Source organism: Corallococcus sp. bb12-1 (assembly GCF_026626765.1).
In the GTDB taxonomy this organism is placed as follows: Bacteria; Myxococcota; Myxococcia; order Myxococcales; family Myxococcaceae; genus Corallococcus; species Corallococcus terminator.
In genome coordinates, this window is the sequence record NZ_JAPNJZ010000018.1 from 839,567 (window position 1) to 854,837 (window position 15,271).

General features: G+C 71.5%; 11 protein-coding genes. 6 read left to right on the top strand and 5 right to left on the bottom strand.

Annotated features, from left to right (window positions below; genetic code table 11):
* Window positions 1-13 precede the first annotated feature (13 nt).
* Together OV208_RS24115 and OV208_RS24120 are read left to right on the top strand one after the other, a co-directional pair.
* The gene (locus OV208_RS24115; protein WP_120542940.1) at window positions 14-826 is read left to right on the top strand and encodes a TIGR02266 family protein; all 813 of its coding nucleotides are present in this window, start codon (window positions 14-16) and stop codon (window positions 824-826) included.
* Complete coding sequence (locus OV208_RS24120; RefSeq protein ID WP_267576231.1) at window positions 823-1,773, top strand: serine/threonine-protein kinase; 951 nt, start codon at window positions 823-825, stop codon at window positions 1,771-1,773. The genes OV208_RS24115 and OV208_RS24120 overlap by 4 nt, the downstream gene beginning before the upstream one ends.
* Window positions 1,774-1,785: 12 nt before the next feature.
* Here the strand turns inward: OV208_RS24120 and OV208_RS24125 are convergent, their stop codons facing one another.
* Both OV208_RS24125 and OV208_RS24130 read right to left on the bottom strand, forming a co-directional pair.
* On the bottom strand, window positions 1,786-5,739 hold the full coding sequence (locus OV208_RS24125; RefSeq protein WP_267576232.1) for an AAA family ATPase: 3,954 nt from the start codon (window positions 5,737-5,739) through the stop codon (window positions 1,786-1,788).
* Window positions 5,736-6,980, bottom strand: a complete 1,245-nt coding sequence (locus OV208_RS24130) for an exonuclease SbcCD subunit D (protein WP_267576233.1) — start codon at window positions 6,978-6,980, stop codon at window positions 5,736-5,738. The genes OV208_RS24125 and OV208_RS24130 overlap by 4 nt, the downstream gene beginning before the upstream one ends.
* 419 nt (window positions 6,981-7,399) lie before the next feature.
* Between OV208_RS24130 and OV208_RS24135 the strand changes: the two genes are divergently transcribed.
* Window positions 7,400-8,140 carry a hypothetical protein gene (locus OV208_RS24135; protein ID WP_267576234.1) on the top strand — a complete coding sequence of 247 codons (741 nt, stop codon included), beginning with the start codon at window positions 7,400-7,402 and terminating at the stop codon, window positions 8,138-8,140.
* A gap of 72 nt (window positions 8,141-8,212) precedes the next feature.
* Here OV208_RS24135 and OV208_RS24140 read toward each other — a convergent pair whose 3' ends face one another.
* Window positions 8,213-8,935 carry a lysophospholipid acyltransferase family protein gene (locus tag OV208_RS24140; RefSeq protein WP_267576235.1) on the bottom strand — a complete coding sequence of 241 codons (723 nt, stop codon included), beginning with the start codon at window positions 8,933-8,935 and terminating at the stop codon, window positions 8,213-8,215.
* Window positions 8,936-8,950: 15 nt separating this feature from the next.
* Window positions 8,951-9,748: an SDR family NAD(P)-dependent oxidoreductase gene (locus OV208_RS24145; RefSeq protein WP_244238347.1), complete on the bottom strand. Its 798-nt coding sequence runs from the start codon at window positions 9,746-9,748 to the stop codon at window positions 8,951-8,953.
* 191 nt (window positions 9,749-9,939) lie between these two features.
* On the opposite strand from OV208_RS24145, the gene zwf reads away from it, so the two are divergent.
* The 3 genes from zwf to gndA are packed head-to-tail and all read left to right on the top strand — an operon-like array spanning window position 9,940 to window position 13,586.
* A complete protein-coding gene (gene zwf / locus OV208_RS24150) occupies window positions 9,940-11,481 on the top strand; it encodes a glucose-6-phosphate dehydrogenase (RefSeq protein WP_267576236.1) in 1,542 nt (513 codons plus the stop codon).
* Window positions 11,478-12,140, top strand: coding sequence for a 6-phosphogluconolactonase (pgl, locus tag OV208_RS24155; RefSeq protein WP_267576237.1), 663 nt, complete (start codon window positions 11,478-11,480; stop codon window positions 12,138-12,140). Before zwf ends, pgl begins: the two co-directional genes overlap by 4 nt.
* Before the next feature lie 18 nt (window positions 12,141-12,158).
* Window positions 12,159-13,586, top strand: a complete 1,428-nt coding sequence (gndA, locus tag OV208_RS24160) for an NADP-dependent phosphogluconate dehydrogenase (RefSeq protein ID WP_267576238.1) — start codon at window positions 12,159-12,161, stop codon at window positions 13,584-13,586.
* 21 nt (window positions 13,587-13,607) lie between these two features.
* On the opposite strand, the gene OV208_RS24165 is transcribed toward gndA, so the two are convergent.
* The gene (locus OV208_RS24165) at window positions 13,608-15,242 is read right to left on the bottom strand and encodes an acyl-CoA synthetase (RefSeq protein ID WP_267576239.1); all 1,635 of its coding nucleotides are present in this window, start codon (window positions 15,240-15,242) and stop codon (window positions 13,608-13,610) included.
* Between the last annotated feature and the right edge of the window lie 29 nt (window positions 15,243-15,271).

The following is a 15,271-nucleotide window of genomic DNA, read 5'->3' on the forward strand; positions in this document are numbered from 1 at the left end:
TATCGTCCGGCCCGTGCCTGTCTTCGGTCTCGCGGCGGTGTGGAGGGGAGGGGCGTCGCCCGCGAAGGCGGCGTCCGTGGTGGAGGGCCTGGGCGCGTTGCTGCCGTCCGCGCAGTCCATGCAATTGCTGGTGGCGTTCCGCGACGAGGAGGGCGCGCTGGAGGTGAAGGTGGAGGTGCCCGGATATCCGCGCGCGGCGGTGGAGCGCTTGGGCGAGGAGGTGCGCAAGAGCGGCGGCACCTTCGTGGAGTTGTGGCGGTTGCCCAAGTCGGAGCGGGACGCCCTGCGCTCGAAGACGCTCGCGGGCGGCACGCCGTTCACCGGCGAAGAGCGCGCGCAGGCGGCGCAGGAACTCCAGCAGCACCTGGAGGCCCTGGCCGCGCGAGGACCGTCGCCGTCCGCGTCCACGCCCCCCACGCCCGCGCCCGCGCCGGAAGCCTCACCCGCGCCCACGCGGGGCGGCGAGCCCTACCGCGCGCCGGAGGAGGAGCCGCAGGAGGAAGGGGTGCAGCGCCGCGGCCGGCGCTTCGCCGTGAAGCTGGAGCTGGAGTTCCGCACGGAGCTGGACTTCGTGCGGGAGCACGCGCTGAACATCTCCAACGGCGGCCTCTTCGTGCGCACGGCGCACCGTCCGCCGCAGGACAGCGTCGTCACCGTGGACGTGAAGCTGCCCAACGGCCAGCGGTTGCAGGGCGAAGCGCTGGTGGTGCACGTGGTGGACGCGCCGTACACGGGCGGCGTGGGGTTGGCATTCCTGAGTGACGACGCCACCTTCTCGCGGACGCTGGACGACTACCTGGCGAGTCTGGTCGGGGAGAAGGCGTGACGACGCAGGAGGAAGGCTCACCGGAGAAGTGGCCCCGCGACTGCGGACGCTTCCAGTTGCTGTCCCGGCTGGGGCGCGGCGGCAACGCGGAGGTGTTCCGCGCGCGGATGCTGCAAGGCATGCTGGCGGGCGAGGAGGTGGCCCTCAAGCGCGTGCGCCCGGAGCGCGCGAGGGACCCCGAGGCGCGCGAGCAGTTGCTGCACGAGGCGGAGCTGGCGCGCTGTCTGAACCATCCGCACATCGTGGGCTTCCGCGAGTACGGCGACCAGGCGGGCGGCCCCTATCTGGCGCTGGAGCTGGTGGAGGGCACCGACCTGGGCCGGGTGCTGGCGCAGTGCCGGCGACGGCGCATCGAGCTGCCCATCGACATCTCGGTGATGATGGTGCGGCACGTACTGGAGGCGCTGGCGCACGCGCACTCGGCCACCAACTCCAAGGGGCGGCCGCTGGCGGTGGTGCACTGCGACGTGTCGCCGCACAACGTGCTGCTGTCGCGCGGTGGCGAGGTGAAGCTGGCGGACTTCGGCGTGGCGCGCTCACGCGCGGGCGCGACAGTGGACTGGCGGCGCATGGGCAAGCTGCACTACCGCTCCCCGGAGCTGCTCGCGGGCGAGGTGTCGGTGGCGGTGGATCTGTGGGCGGCGGCGGTGCTGCTGTACGAGCTGCTGTCGCTGGAGTCGCCGTTCGAGGGAAGCACCGAGGAGGAGGTGGAGGCCTCCATCCGGGGTGTGCGGGTGACGCCCGTGCGCATGCTGGCACCCGAGGTGTCCGACCCGCTGGCGCTGGTGTTGGACCGCGCGCTCGCGCCCCATCCGGCGCAGCGCTTCTCGTCGGCGGAGCAGTTCGCCCGGGCGCTGGCGGCGCTGAGCGACGACCGGGTGGCGACGCCGCTGGCGGTGGCCGCGGTGGTGCGCGGCCTGATGGGCGCGGAGCCGGTGTCGGGCTGACGCCCGGACGCTTCACGCCACCTGCTGTCCCGGGGACATGGCGATGCCCGCGTCGCCTTCCACCACCAGCCGGCTGCGACCGCCGCCCTGCTTCACCACGCGCACCTGCACGCCGATGCGCTCCGCCAGCCCGCTGACGTGGGAGATGATGCCCACCTGCCTGCCGGTGGCCTGGAGCGCGTCGAGCGTGGCCAGCGCCACCTCCAGCGTCTCTGGGTCCAACGTGCCGAAGCCCTCGTCGATGAAGAGGGTCTCCACCTGCGTGGTCTCCGACGATAGCGAGGCCAGCCCCAGCGCGAGCGCCAGCGACACGAGGAAGCTCTCGCCGCCGGAGAGGCTGGCCACGCTGCGCACCTCGTCGCCCATGTCTCCGTCCACCACCTGGAGATCCAGGTCGTGGCCGGGCACGCGCTCCAGCCGGTAGCGACGCGCCAGCTCGCGCAGGTGCGCGTTGGCGTGAAGCAGCAGGGCATCCAGCGTGAGGCTCTGGGCGAACACCTTGAACTTCTTCCCGTCGTGCGAACCGATGAGGTCGCCCAGCGTCTTCCACACCTCCGCCTCACCCCGGCGCAGCTCCAGCGCGCGGGCCTCCGCGCCGTGGCGTGCGCGGGCCGCGTCGTCGTGGTCCAGGCGGGCGCGCAGCATGGCCTCCGCGTGGCGGCGCACGTCGACATCCGTGAGCAGTTGCGCGCAGAGGGCAGCGACGTCGGCTTCGGCCAGCGAGGGGAGGCCCGAGGCTTCATGCCGGACGCGGCGCTCACGGCGCTCCACGAGCACGGCGCGGGCCTGGGCCACGGACTCGCGAAGGGCGTTGAGCGCGCGCGCCTCGCTGTCGCACCAGGCGGCATCGCGGGAGAGCAGGGCCTTGAGTGCCTCCAGCGTGGTGCCCTGGCCCGCGAGGCGCTCGGCGAGGACCGCCTGGGCGCTGTCGAGCGCACGGACGGCTTCGGCACGCAGGCGCACCGCGTCCTCGGCGCGCGCGGTGGCCACCTTCTCCGCCTGCTGGAGGGATTCGGCGGCCTCGCGGGCGCGCTCGTAGGCGTCCACGGCCGTGTCGAGCCGGGCCTGGATCTCCGCGCGCACCTCCTGCGTGGGGCGGCCCTGGAGCAGTCGCGCGCGGGCCTGCGAGGCGTCCTGGAGGGCCGCGTCCTTGAGGCTCGCGCGGGCCGCCGCGGTCTCCGCGTCCTCGTGCCGGGACTGGAGGCGGACTTCTTCCCGGGCACGGCGGCCCTGCTCTTCGTCCAGGCGCTTCTGCGCGGCTTCAAGTTCCGCGACGCGCTCGCGCCACTTCGTCACGCGCTCCAGGCACCGGCCCTGGAAGCGCAGGGGGTCCTCCGCGAGCCTCTCCTGCCATGGGGAAGCTTCGTTGGCGAACGGCGGAGCGACCTCGGTGAGCGCACGCTTTCGCGCATCGCTGGCGGTCTCGCGGCGGAGCAGGGCCTCCCGATGGGCCTGCACCGCGCGGGCAAGCGCATCCTCGGCCTTGCGCAGGGCATCGGCCGCGCCTTCGCGCCGCGTGCGCAGGGTCTCCAACCGGGCACGGGCCTCTCGCGCGGCGGCGGCGCGGACCTCCACGGACTCCTCTTCCTCACGCAGGGTCGCGAGCCGGACGCGCACGTCCTCCTGCGCGCCCCGGGCCCACATCTGCGCGGTGGCGGACTCCGCGTGCTCGGGGGGCAGCGCGTCCTCCGCACGGGAGTTGTCTGCCCTGCCCGATGAGGACGCGGAGTCCACCGTCTCCTGATCAACGCCTGCGTCCAACGTGCCCGGCACCTTCACCCGACGCGAGGACTTCCGCGCCTGCGACGCCGTGCGAGTCCACTTCGCATCCGCTGAATCCCGTGCATCGACACCAGGAAGCACCGCGCGGATCCACCGCTCGCGCGCCGCGCGCCAGGACTCCTGATGGCCCTTGCGCTTGCGGGACGCGGTCTCGCGCCGGCTTTCGGCCTGCGTCGCGGCCGTGTCCGCCGTCGCCTGCCGCACGCTCGCAGCGCCTTCCTGCTTCGCCGCGACATCCCGCGCCGACTCCAGCTCCGCCACCCGGGCCGCGGTCTCCGCGACCAGCCCCTCCAGCGCCGAACCCTCGCGGGCATACGGATGCTCGAGCGCGCCGCACAGCGGACAGGCTTCGCCCTCGTGCAACGCGGCCCGGTGCGAGGCCAGTCCCTGCGTCGCCTCCGCGCGCGACTGTGCCCGCCGGGCCTCCTGGAGCATCGCTTCCTGCGTCGCACGCCGCGCCGCCGCGTCCTTCGCCTCTCCACGCGCGTGTTCGGAGGTCTCGCGGTGCGCCTTCATTTCCGCGTCCGCTTCGCCCTCCGCCGTGCCCTCAGCCCGCGCGCCCTCGCCCGCGAGCGCCAGTGCCCCCAACGCGTCCTGCCGCGCCAGCAGGGCCTCCCGAAGTGCCCGTCGCGCCGCGCCCCCGTCCTCCCCCAGCGCCGCCTCCGCGTGGGTGGCCAGTGCCAGCGCCTGCGCTTCGGCCTCGACGGAGCCCTGGTGCTCCTCGCGCCGCGCCTGGGTCTCGCCGCCCAGCCGGTCCACGTCCTTGCCCAGCCGGTCCGCGTCCGTCCCCGCCGCCTGCTCTTCCTTGAGGGCGCCCGCGTAGCGCTCCAGTTCGCGCTGCCAGCGGGGCCACTCCGTGGCCAGGGGCTCCCAGCCCGCATGCGACACGCGCCACGCCTGGGCCGCATCCACCAGCCCCTGGGCCTTCGCCTCCGCGTCCCGCACCAGCGCCAGCGCATCCCGCGACACGGTCTCCGCCGCCCGGGCCTGCTTCGCCAGCTCCGCGGTTTCACGGGCCTCGCGTTCGGCCTCCGCGCGCCGCGTGTCCAGCCTCGCCGCCTCCTCCAGGGCCGGACGCATCGAAGCCTCCGCCTCCTGCGCCGCCGCCCTCGCCACCTCCGCCTGCATCCGCACCTGGCGCTGCGACGCCGACGCCGCGAGCGCCGCTTCCGCCCGCGACGCCCGGCTGACCTGTTCGGCCTCCGCCATCACACAGCGCTGCTCCGCGGTCTCCACCGCCGACACGACCGCGCGGAAACCCTCCGCCGCGCGCACCGACTCCAGCAGGGCCTCACGAGGCGCCGCCGCGTCCTTCTCCGCCACCGCCCGCGTCACCGCGACGTCGGAGGCCTGTTCCTGTCCCACCAGCTCCGCGCGCAGCGCGTACCAGGCCCGGGCTCCTTCCGCCTCGCGCAGCCGAGCCTCCTCCCGCACCCGCGCGGCCTCCTCCTCGCCCAGTTGACCGCGCGCGCCCTCCCGCTCCACCTCCGACATCAGCGCGATGGCGGCGAGCCCGTGCGACAGCCGCGTCAACTCCTCCTGCTCCAGCGCGTTCTTCTTGTGCGCCGCGACGGACAGCCGGCTGTACACCTCCGTGCCCGTCATCCGCTCCAGCAACTCCGCGCGCTCGTTCGCGTCCGCGCGAAGGAACGCCGCGAACTCCCCCTGCGCGAGCAGCGCCGAGCGACGGAACTGGTCGAACGACAACCCCAGCCGTTCCTGGATGGCCTGGAGCACCTCGCCCTTGGTGCGTCCGTACAACTGCCCCGTGGCCACGTCCGTGAGGCTCAGCTCCTGCGGCCGGAAGCGCCCCTCCGCGCGCTCGCGCGCCCGCCACACGTTCCAGCGCGCCCGGTAGCGCCGCCCGTCCTTGCCCTGGAAGTCCACCTCCGCGTGGCCCTTGCCCGCCCCGCGCCGGAGCATGCCGCGCACGTCGTAGGCCGAAAGACGCGCCTCCTCGTCCTCGTCCGCGCGTCCCACCAGCACCTTGCTGGGCCCACCGAGCCTTGGCGTGCGGTCGAACAACGCCAGACACAGCGCATCCAGGAGCGTGCTCTTGCCCGCGCCCGTCGCGCCGGAGATGGCGAACAGGCCCAGCCGGTCCAACGGCGCCTGATCCAACTCCAGCTTGAACTCCCCGGAGAAGCTCGTGAGGTTGCTGCCGCGAATCGCGAGGATCTTCACGGCGCGTCCTCCTGCACCTGGGTGAGCAACGCGTGGAATGACTCCAGCAGTTCCGGCGTGGGCGCCTCCTTGAAGTCCCGCGCATACCGGGCGAGGAACACCTCCTCCGGCGTGCGCTCCCGCAGGGACATCCCCGGCCGCACGTCCGCCAGCGCCCCACCCGTCCCCGTGTAGAAGGGCGTCAGCTTCACCAGCCGCGCCGCACGCCCCTCCAGCGCATGCTCCACCTTGTGGCGCAGCGCCGGCTCCGGGCGGGGCAGCGACACGCAGACCTCCAGGTACGGCCGCATCGACTCCGGCATCCCCGGCTCGTACGCAGGCAGCGCCGCGAGCAGGTCCAGCACGTCCGTGAGCGCCAGCGCGTCCCGGGCAGGCACGCGCACCATGTCCGTCGTGCGAGGCACCGGCAGCGGACGCACCTGCTTCAGCGCCCCGTCCTCCACGTCCACCAACATCACCTGATGCTTGTAGTGCGCTTCCGACAGGGACAGCGGCAACGGAGACCCGCTGTAGCGCACGCCCTCGCGCCCACCCACGCGCTGGGCCTTGTGAAGATGCCCCAGCGCCGCGTACGCGACGTCCTCCGGGAACAGGTCCACCGGCAGCGCGTGCTGGTTGCCGCCGAGAATCTTCCGCTCGCTCAGCTCGCTCAGCTCCGAGCCCGTCATGTAACAGTGGCCCATGGTCACCAGCGCCTGTCCGGAGCGCTGGCGCCTGCGCGCTCCGTCCAGCACCTCCGCGTACACGGAGCGCACGCCCTCCACCAACCGATCCACCGTCGCATCCCCCACCAGCGGCAGGTCCGACGGCCGCAGGTACGGCACCGCCGCCACCCACGCGCCCACCTTCCCGCGCGCGTCGTGCACCGGCACCACCAGCCGCTCCAGCTCCAACGTGCCCTGGTGGCGCGGCAGTCCGCCCACCACGCGCACGCCCAGCGCGGTGAACAGCGGATCCGGCGCGTCCAGCCGCGCCGCGGAGTCGTGGTTGCCGCCCACCACCACCACGTCCAGCTTCGGCAGCGCACGGCGCGCGCGCGCGATGAAGTGATACCAGGCCGCCTGCGCCTCCGCGCTGGGGTTGGCCGTGTCGAAGATGTCCCCGGCCACCAGGAGCGCATCCACCTCTTCCGACTCCAGCGTGGCCAGCAGCCACGTCAGGAACGCGGTGTGCTCCTCCTCGCGCGAGACGTCATACAGCGTGTGTCCCAGGTGCCAGTCCGACGTGTGCAGCAGGCGCATCCGGTGTTCACCCTCCCTCGCGGCCCGGCTCCAGGTGCCAGCCGGGCAGCCTCTCCCGGTGACGTTCCGACTCCAAGCGGCGAGCCCCCGCTCCCTTACCTGCCCCCTCTGACATTGTCGAAAAAGGACGTCATTCCGGGAGGTTGCACTCGCGCCCCTCCTCCCACGTCCTCCCCTTCCCGCCGCACGCCCCACGGCGCATCCCGAAGGGCCAGCGGACGACCCACGAGGACACGGCCCGAGCGCCCGCCCTCCGTCACACCGTGCGTGCAACGCGGGCGCGCCCCGTGCGCATCCCGGTGGAGCGAAGTGCCGGCCGGGAGAAATGCAGGCACGCGGGATTCCACGCGTTTCCATGCGCGCGGATTCCTTCCCGCGTGTTCACGTTCGGGCGCTGCAAGCCTGCCCGGAGCACGGCGGTGCGCACGCGATCGGATTTGAGGGTCCACCTGTCGCGCGACGGTGCACAATGCGCCGCCATGCTTCCCGGCGTCTCTTCTCCGCTCGGCATCCTCGCGTCCCTGCTCGTCCTGGGTGCCCTGGCCCTCTTCATCCTGTTCCAGCTCAAGCGCCGGCAGCGCGCGGCGTGGGAGGCGTTCGCGAAGGCGAATGGGCTCACCTGCGCGGAGAAGCGGCTGGAGGTGCAGGGCCGCTACCAGGGACGACCGCTGCTGCTGGCCACGGGGAAGCGCGGCGCGGGGGGCAAGAAGCGCCACACCGTCACCGTGTTGCGCCTGGACCTGGAGGGCGCGCTGCCCGCGGACCTGCTCCTGGAGTACGAGCGCCCCGACGACAAGCTGCCCGGTGCCACCACGCCGCGCGAAGAGCATCTGGGCGACGCGGACCTGGACGCGGCCTTCCTGGTGGAGAACCTGCCGCCGGAGGCACGTCCCGTGCTGCTGGCCCCGGACGTGCGTCAGCGCCTGCTGGGACTCAGGGGCCACCGCCGCGTCAGCATCAAGGGCGGCTGGCTCCAGGTGGAACAGCGCGGCGTCCCCGCGAGCACCGACGCGCTGGAGGCGTTGCTCCGCGCGCCCCATGAGCTGGTCCGCGCCGTCATCGAGGCCGCTCCCGCCCGGCCCTCATCGCATGCGATGGGGGAATCCCCGCACTCGGACGCGCCGACGGACGAAGAGCTGCCCGGCTCCGAGCACGCCTGAAGCACCCACGCGGCGCCAGGCGCGAGACCGGGCGAAGCAGCGCACGCAGCGCCGCTCCAGCCCCTCGGGCCGTCAGCTCGCGACCGCGAGCGCTTCCACGTACTGCTCACGCACGCGCGTGGCCAGCGCCACCGCGTCCGGACCGAAGCTCTCCGGAGGCAGCGCCGGCAACACGCGCACCGTGACGGTCGCGCGAGGGCTCATCCACGGCCCGTCCCCGTCCACCAGCTCCCGCGTGCCCCGCACCAGCACCGGCACCACCGGCACGTGCTCCTCCAGCGCCAGTTGGAACGCCCCACGCTTGAACGGCAGCAGCTCCCCGGGCGAATAGGTGCCCTCCGGGAAGATGAGCACCGGGATGCCCCGACGCAGCCACCGGCGGCACGGCCCCAGCAACTGCTCCATCGACTGCGAGCTGCCGCGCACGATGGGCACGTACCCCAGCAGCGTCATCATCCAGCCCACCAGCGGCGTGCGGAACAGCGACGCCTTCGCCACGAACTTGTACGGGGTGAACAACCCCATCACCGCCAGGATGTCCGCGAAGGACTGGTGGTTCACGACGTAGACGCACGGCCCCTTGGGCAACAGCTCCCGGCCCTCCACGCGCACCTTCCACCCGGGCGAGGCGTGCATCCACAGCCCGTAGCACCACCGGCACACCAGCACGTGCAGCCACTGGCGGTCGGGGTCCAGCGGGTACGCCACCACGAACAACACCGCGCCCAGCGTGAAGAGCAGGGGCGCGGTGACCAGGAACAACACGAAGAACCACAGCGAGACGACGTAGCGCATGGAAGGCGGCGACGGTCAGCGCGAGGACGGCGTCGTCATGTTCGCGGCGAAGCCCATCGCGTAGTTGACCTCCAGGCCGCCATCCACCACCAGCGTCTGGCCGTTCACGTACGCGGAACCTTCCGAACACAGCCACTCGATGGGGCGCGCAATCTCATCCACGCTGGCCACGTGGCCCACGGGCACCTGCTCCTTCACCCTCTCCTCCAGGCCCGCCCACGCATCGCCCATGTAGAAGCGGCTGGAGTCCGTGTCGATGTAGCCCGGGTTGACCGCGTTGACGCGGATGCCCGAACCGGTCAGCTCCGCGGCCAGGTACTTCACCATGATCTCCATGGCGCCCTTCATCGCGCCCAGCAGGCCATGGAACGGCAGCGGCATGCGCGAGTCCATGCCGGACACCGCGACGATGCGCCCCCTGCGCCCCTCCATCAGCGGCACCGAGCGCTGCGCGCCCAGCAGGAAGCTCTTCACCGTCACGTTGAAGGTCTTGTCCATCTGGTGCAGCTTCGTCTGCATCAGCGGCGTGAAGACGGTGGAGGCCGCGTTGGCGACGAACACATCCAGGCCTTTGAACTCCTCCTGGATGACGTCGAACACGCCGTGCAGGGACGCGGGCTCCAACTGGTCCGCCATCACCGTGCGACAGCGGCGGCCCAACGCCTCCACTTCCTTCGCCAGCGTCGCCGCGGCATCCGCGTCCCGACGGTAGGTGGAGACGATGTCATAGCCAGCACGGGCCAGCCGGAGGGAGACCGCGCGGCCCACGCCACGCGACCCCCCGGTGATGAGCGCCACGGGAGGAGTCGTCATGACCCCCGGAAATATCATGTTCCCCGGCCGCTGACGCCGCCCGGCTGCCCGCGCGCTCCCCGAAGGAGCCGGGACGGCCCCAACCGCTGGGGCAGGCAAGACGTCAGGCCCGCATCATTCTCCTGCAATGCGCTTGCAGGGCCGCCAGATTAGCGCCTTAAGGTCCCCGGTCGAACCGGAGGAGACACCGCATGGATGCGCAGGGCGTTCACATCGAAACCCATCCCCGAGAAGGCGAACCGGTGTTCAGCGCGGGCCGCCCCGACCCCTGCGCCATGGTCCTCTTCGGCGCCACGGGCGACCTGGCCGAGCGCAAGCTATTCCCCGCGCTCTACGAGCTCGCCCGCTCCAACCTTCTCCCGGAGCACTTCGCCATCGTCGCCTTCAGCCGCTCCCCGCTGGAGGACAAGGCCTTCCGCGAGCACGTGAGGGAGGGCCTGAAGAAGTTCGCCCGCACGCAGCCCGTGGACGAAGCGGCCTGGAAGACCTTCTCCGAACGGATTGAATGCGTCTCCGGCGGCTATGACGACCCGGACACCTTCAAGCGCCTGAGCGACAAGCTGGCGGATGTGTCCAAGCGTCACAAGACGGGCGACAACCAGCTCTATTACATGGCGACGCCCGCCTCCACGTTCCCGCAGATCATCCACAGCCTGGCCGGCGCGGGCCTGCTCAAGCGCGAGGAGCAGCCCGGCCAGAAGCCCTGGCGGCGGCTCATCATCGAGAAGCCCTTCGGCCACGACCTGGAGAGCGCGCGCGAGCTCAACCGCGAGCTGGGCGCGGTGCTGGATGAGAAGCAGGTCTTCCGCATCGACCACTACCTGGGCAAGGAGACGGTGCAGAACATCCTCGTCTTCCGCTTCGCCAACGCCATCTTCGAGCCGCTGTGGAACCGCCAGCACATCGACCACGTCGAAATCACGGCGGCGGAGACGATTGGCGTGGAGGGCCGCGGCGGCTTCTACGACGAGACAGGCGTGCTGCGCGACATGGTGCAGAACCACCTGCTCCAGGTGCTGGCCCTGTGCGCCATGGAGCCCCCCGTGTCCTTCGCCGCGGAGGACATCCGCGATGAGAAGAACAAGGTTTTCCGCGCGCTGCGCCCCGTGGAGGGCTCGGACGTGCCGGACCACGTCGTCGTGGGCCAGTACCAGGGCTACCAGGACGAGAAGGGCGTGAAGAAGGGCTCGCGCACGCCCACGTACGTCGCGCTGAAGATGAACGTGGATTCGTGGCGCTGGCAGGGCGTGCCCTTCTACCTGCGCGCGGGCAAGAACCTGAAGCGGCGCATGACGGAGGTGTCCATCCACTTCAAGTCGGTGCCCATCGGCCTGTTCGGCGGCGCGGGCGCCACGTGCCAGCGGCTCCAGCCCAACGTGCTCACCCTGCGCATCCAGCCGCACGAAGGCATCGCGCTGTCGTTCGAATCCAAGGTGCCCGGCGAGGACGTCAACATCGGCGGCGTCACCATGGACATGGACTACGCGGAGAGCTTCAAGAAGCCCGTGCCGGAGGCGTACGAGCGGCTGCTCCTGGACTGCATGCGCGGCAACGCCACCCTCTTCGCGCGCCAGGACAGCGTGGAGCAGGCCTGGGCCTACATCACGCCCATCCTGCGCGCGCTGGAGACCGACGCGGGCGGCAAGCTGCACACGTACGAGAAGGGCAGTACCGGCCCCGATGCCGCGAACGCACTGCCCGCGAAGAACGGCCGCCGGTGGTCCACGCTATGACGAAACCCCTCATCGTCCCCCCGGAGAAGCTGGCCCTGGAGGCCTCCGACTGGCTGGCGCGCGAACTCCAGAAGGCGCTCGCGACGAAGCAGCGGGTGAGCCTGGCGCTGTCGGGCGGCAACACGCCGCGCCCCGCGTACCGCGCGCTCGCGGAGCACACGCTGCCCTGGGAACGGGTGGACGTGTACTTCGTGGACGAACGCTTCGTGCCGCCCGACCACGCGGACAGCAACTACAAGCTGGTGAAGGAGTCGCTGCTCACGCCGCTGAAGCTCGCGGACGCGCAGGTGTTCCGCATGCAGGGCGAGCGCGAGGACCGTGACGCCGCCGCCGCCGACTACGCGAAGACGCTGCCCGACAGGCTGGACGTGGTGCTCATCGGCGTGGGCGAGGACGGCCACACCGCGAGCCTGTTTCCCGGCCACCCGGCGCTTTCGGAGCGCACCGCGCGCGTGCTGGCGGTGAAGGGCCCCAAGCCCCCGCCGTGGCGGATGACGCTGACGTTCCCCGTGCTCCAGGGCGCGGGGGCGGTGCTGGGACTGGTGGCGGGTGAGGGCAAGCGGGACGCCATGCGGCGGGTGCTTCAGGGCGATATGCAACTGCCCGCGTCGCACGTCACGAACACGCAGTGGATGCTGGACCCCGCCGCCTACGGGTAGGCCGGGCTCGGAGAAAACATGGGCACACAGACAAAGCCTGCGCAGTTCGGCGTGGTGGGCATGGGCATCATGGGCGCAAGCCTCGCCCTCAACATCGCGGACCATGGGTTCAGCGTCGCGGTGTGGGACCGCCACCCGGAGGCCATCACCAAGGTCCAGCAGGAGAACCCCAAGCAGGCCCTGGCGGGTTACCCGGAGCTGGAGGCGTTCGTCTCCGGCCTGGAGCGTCCGCGCCGCATCCTGCTGATGATCACCGCCGGCGCTCCGGTGGACCAGATGATGGAGCGGCTGTTCCCGCTGCTGTCGCCCGGCGACGTCATCATGGACGCGGGCAACTCCTGGTACCTGGACACGCGGCGCCGCGAAGCCCTGTGCAAACAGAAGGGCTTCCACTTCCTGGGCATCGGCGTGTCCGGCGGCGAGGAGGGCGCGCGCAACGGCCCGTCCATCATGCCGGGCGGGCCCAAGGATGCGTACGCGCTGGTGCAGCCGGTGCTGGAGGCCATCGCCGCGCGCAGCGAGGAAGGCCTGTGCGTCACCCACGTGGGCCCGGAGGGCGCGGGCCACTTCGTGAAGATGGTGCACAACGGCATCGAGTACGCGGACATGCAGCTGCTCGCGGAGACGTACGACGTGCTCCACCGCGGCCTGGGCCTGGACACCGCGGCCCTGGCCGACCTGTTCTCCAAGTGGAACGAGGGCATCGCTGAATCGTTCCTCCTGGAGACCACCATCAAGGTGCTGCGCAAGCGCGACCCGGAGACGGGCAAGCCCCTGGTGGACATGGTGCTGGACAAGGCCGGCCAGAAGGGCACGGGCAAGTGGACCGTGCAGGTGGGAATCGACAAGGGCGTACCGGTGCCCTCCATCGCGTCCGCGCTGGATGCGCGCAACCTGTCCGCGCACAAGGACGACCGCGTCGCCGCGAGCAAGAAGCTGCACGGCCCCTCCGTGTCGCTCTCCTCCGAGGAGCAGCAGCACCTGGCCCAGTGGGCGCACGACGCGCTCTACGCGGCGCGCGTGGTGACGTACGCGCAGGGCATGCGGCTCATCCAGGTGGCGTCCGACGAGGACAAGTGGGGCGTGTCGCTTTCGGAGATGGCGCGCATCTGGCGGGGCGGCTGCATCATCCGCGCGAAGCTCCTCACGCCGCTGCGCGAATCCTTCCAGCAGCAGCCCACGCTGCCCAACTTGATGGTGTCGGAGGCGTTCGCCCCGGTGCTGGAGAAGCTGGCGCCGTCGTGGCGCAAGCTCGTGGGCACGGCGACGAAGGTGGGCATCCCCGTGCCGGTGTTCAGCAGCAGCCTGGCGTACATGGACAGCTACCGCAGCCCGGAGCTGCCGCAGAACCTCACCCAGGCCCAGCGCGACGCGTTCGGCGCGCACACGTACCAGCGGCGGGACAAGCCCGACGCCGGCTTCGTGCACTCGGACTGGCTGAAGTAGTCCCCTTCCGCTGCGCGCCGCCTACTTCTTCTGGGTGGCGCGCAGCTCCGCGCGGCGGATCTTCCCGCTCACCGTCTTGGGCAGCTCCGCGACGAACTCAATCTCACGCGGGTACTTGTAGGGCGCCGTGGTCTTCTTCACGAAGTCCTGAAGCTCCTGCGCGAGCGCGGGCGACGCGGTGTGGCCCGGCGTCAGCAGCACGTAGGCCTTGATGCGCTGGCCAATCTTGTCGTCCGGCACGCCGATGACGGCGGACTCGGCCACCGCGGGGTGCTCCAGCAGCGCGGACTCCACCTCGAAGGGGCCCACCCGGTAGCCGGACGTCTTGATGACGTCATCCGAGCGCCCCACGAACCACAGGTAGCCCTCCGCGTCGCGCACCGCGCGGTCGCCCGTGACGTACCAGTCGCCCCGGCTGCTGGCCGCGTTGGCCGCGTCGTCATTCAGGTAGCCGTGGAACAGGCCCACCGGGCGCTCCGGCTTCACGCGCACCGCGATGTCGCCCTCCTGTCCGTCCGCGACCTCCTCGCCCTGCTCGTTGATGACGCCCACGGTGAAGCCGGGGGACGGCTTGCCCATGGAGCCCATGCGCGGCGGAAGCGACGGGAACATGCCCACGATGACCACCGTCTCCGTCTGGCCGTAGCCTTCGCGGATGAACAGCCCGGTGGCCTCCTTCCACGTCTCGATGACCTCCGGGTTGAGCGGCTCGCCCGCGCTCACCGTGTGGCGCAGCGAGGACAGGTCCACCGCCTTCAGGTCCTGCAACACCAACGCACGCCACGCGGTGGGCGGCGCGCAGAAGGTGGTGACGCGCTCGCGCTCCAGCACCTTGAGGAAGGCCACGGGATCAAACCGCCCGCGGAAGTCGTAGACGACGTTGCACGCGCCTTCGCTCCACGGACCGAAGAGCTTGCCCCACGCGCACTTCGCCCAGCCGGTGTCGCTGAGCGTCAGGTGCCGGTCCTCCGGCCGCAGGTCCAACCAGTAGCGACCGGTGATGAGGTGCCCCTGGCCGTAGCTGGCCTGCGTGTGCTGCACCATCTTCGGCATGCCGGTGGTGCCGGACGTGAAGTAGATGAGCAGCGGCTCCTCCGCGCGCGTCGGCGGGAACGCCACGGCCTGGCCTTCCGCCAGCGCCTCCGACGCGTAGCGCGTCCACGGCGCGGGAGCGTCCCCGGTGGACACCCACGTCGTCACGCCCGCCACGTCCATCACGCCCTCGAAGCGGTCCAGGCAGCTTGAGTCGGTGAGGACGGCCTTCGCGCTGGCGGCCTCCAGCCGGTAACGGATGTCCTTGGCGGTGAGCATGGGCGTGCCGGGCATGAAGACGATGCCGGCGCGGATGCAGCCCAACACCAGGAACCACCACTCCGGCACGCGCGGCATCAGGATGAAGGCCCGGTCGCCCCGCTTCAGGCCCAGCCCGGTGAGGAAGCGCGCCGCGTGCAGCGAGCGCTCCTTCAGCTCCTGGAAGGTGAAGTGTTGGGAGCGCCCGGACTCGTCGGACCACTGGAGCGCGGGGGCCTGGGGCCGCTCGGCCGCGTGCCGGTCGATGACGTCGGTGGCGAAGTTGAAGTGGCCGGGCCGCTCCCACCGGAAATCACGGCGAGCGGTCTCGTAGTCGGCGGAGGCGCGGGGGGAGGACTCGGGCATGGGCAAGCTCCTGGAGTGTTCCGACAACC

Bases quoted from the DNA above. Each gene is read 5' to 3' on its own strand.
- OV208_RS24145 (WP_244238347.1), bottom strand. From the start codon at position 9,748: ATGACGACTCCTCCCGTGGCGCTCATCACCGGGGGGTCGCGTGGCGTG.
- OV208_RS24130 (WP_267576233.1), bottom strand. From the start codon at position 6,980: ATGCGCCTGCTGCACACGTCGGACTGGCACCTGGGACACACGCTGTAT.
- pgl (WP_267576237.1), top strand. From the start codon at position 11,478: ATGACGAAACCCCTCATCGTCCCCCCGGAGAAGCTGGCCCTGGAGGCC.
- gndA (WP_267576238.1), top strand. From the start codon at position 12,159: ATGGGCACACAGACAAAGCCTGCGCAGTTCGGCGTGGTGGGCATGGGC.
- OV208_RS24140 (WP_267576235.1), bottom strand. From the start codon at position 8,935: ATGCGCTACGTCGTCTCGCTGTGGTTCTTCGTGTTGTTCCTGGTCACC.
- zwf (WP_267576236.1), top strand. From the start codon at position 9,940: ATGGATGCGCAGGGCGTTCACATCGAAACCCATCCCCGAGAAGGCGAA.
- OV208_RS24165 (WP_267576239.1), bottom strand. From the start codon at position 15,242: ATGCCCGAGTCCTCCCCCCGCGCCTCCGCCGACTACGAGACCGCTCGC.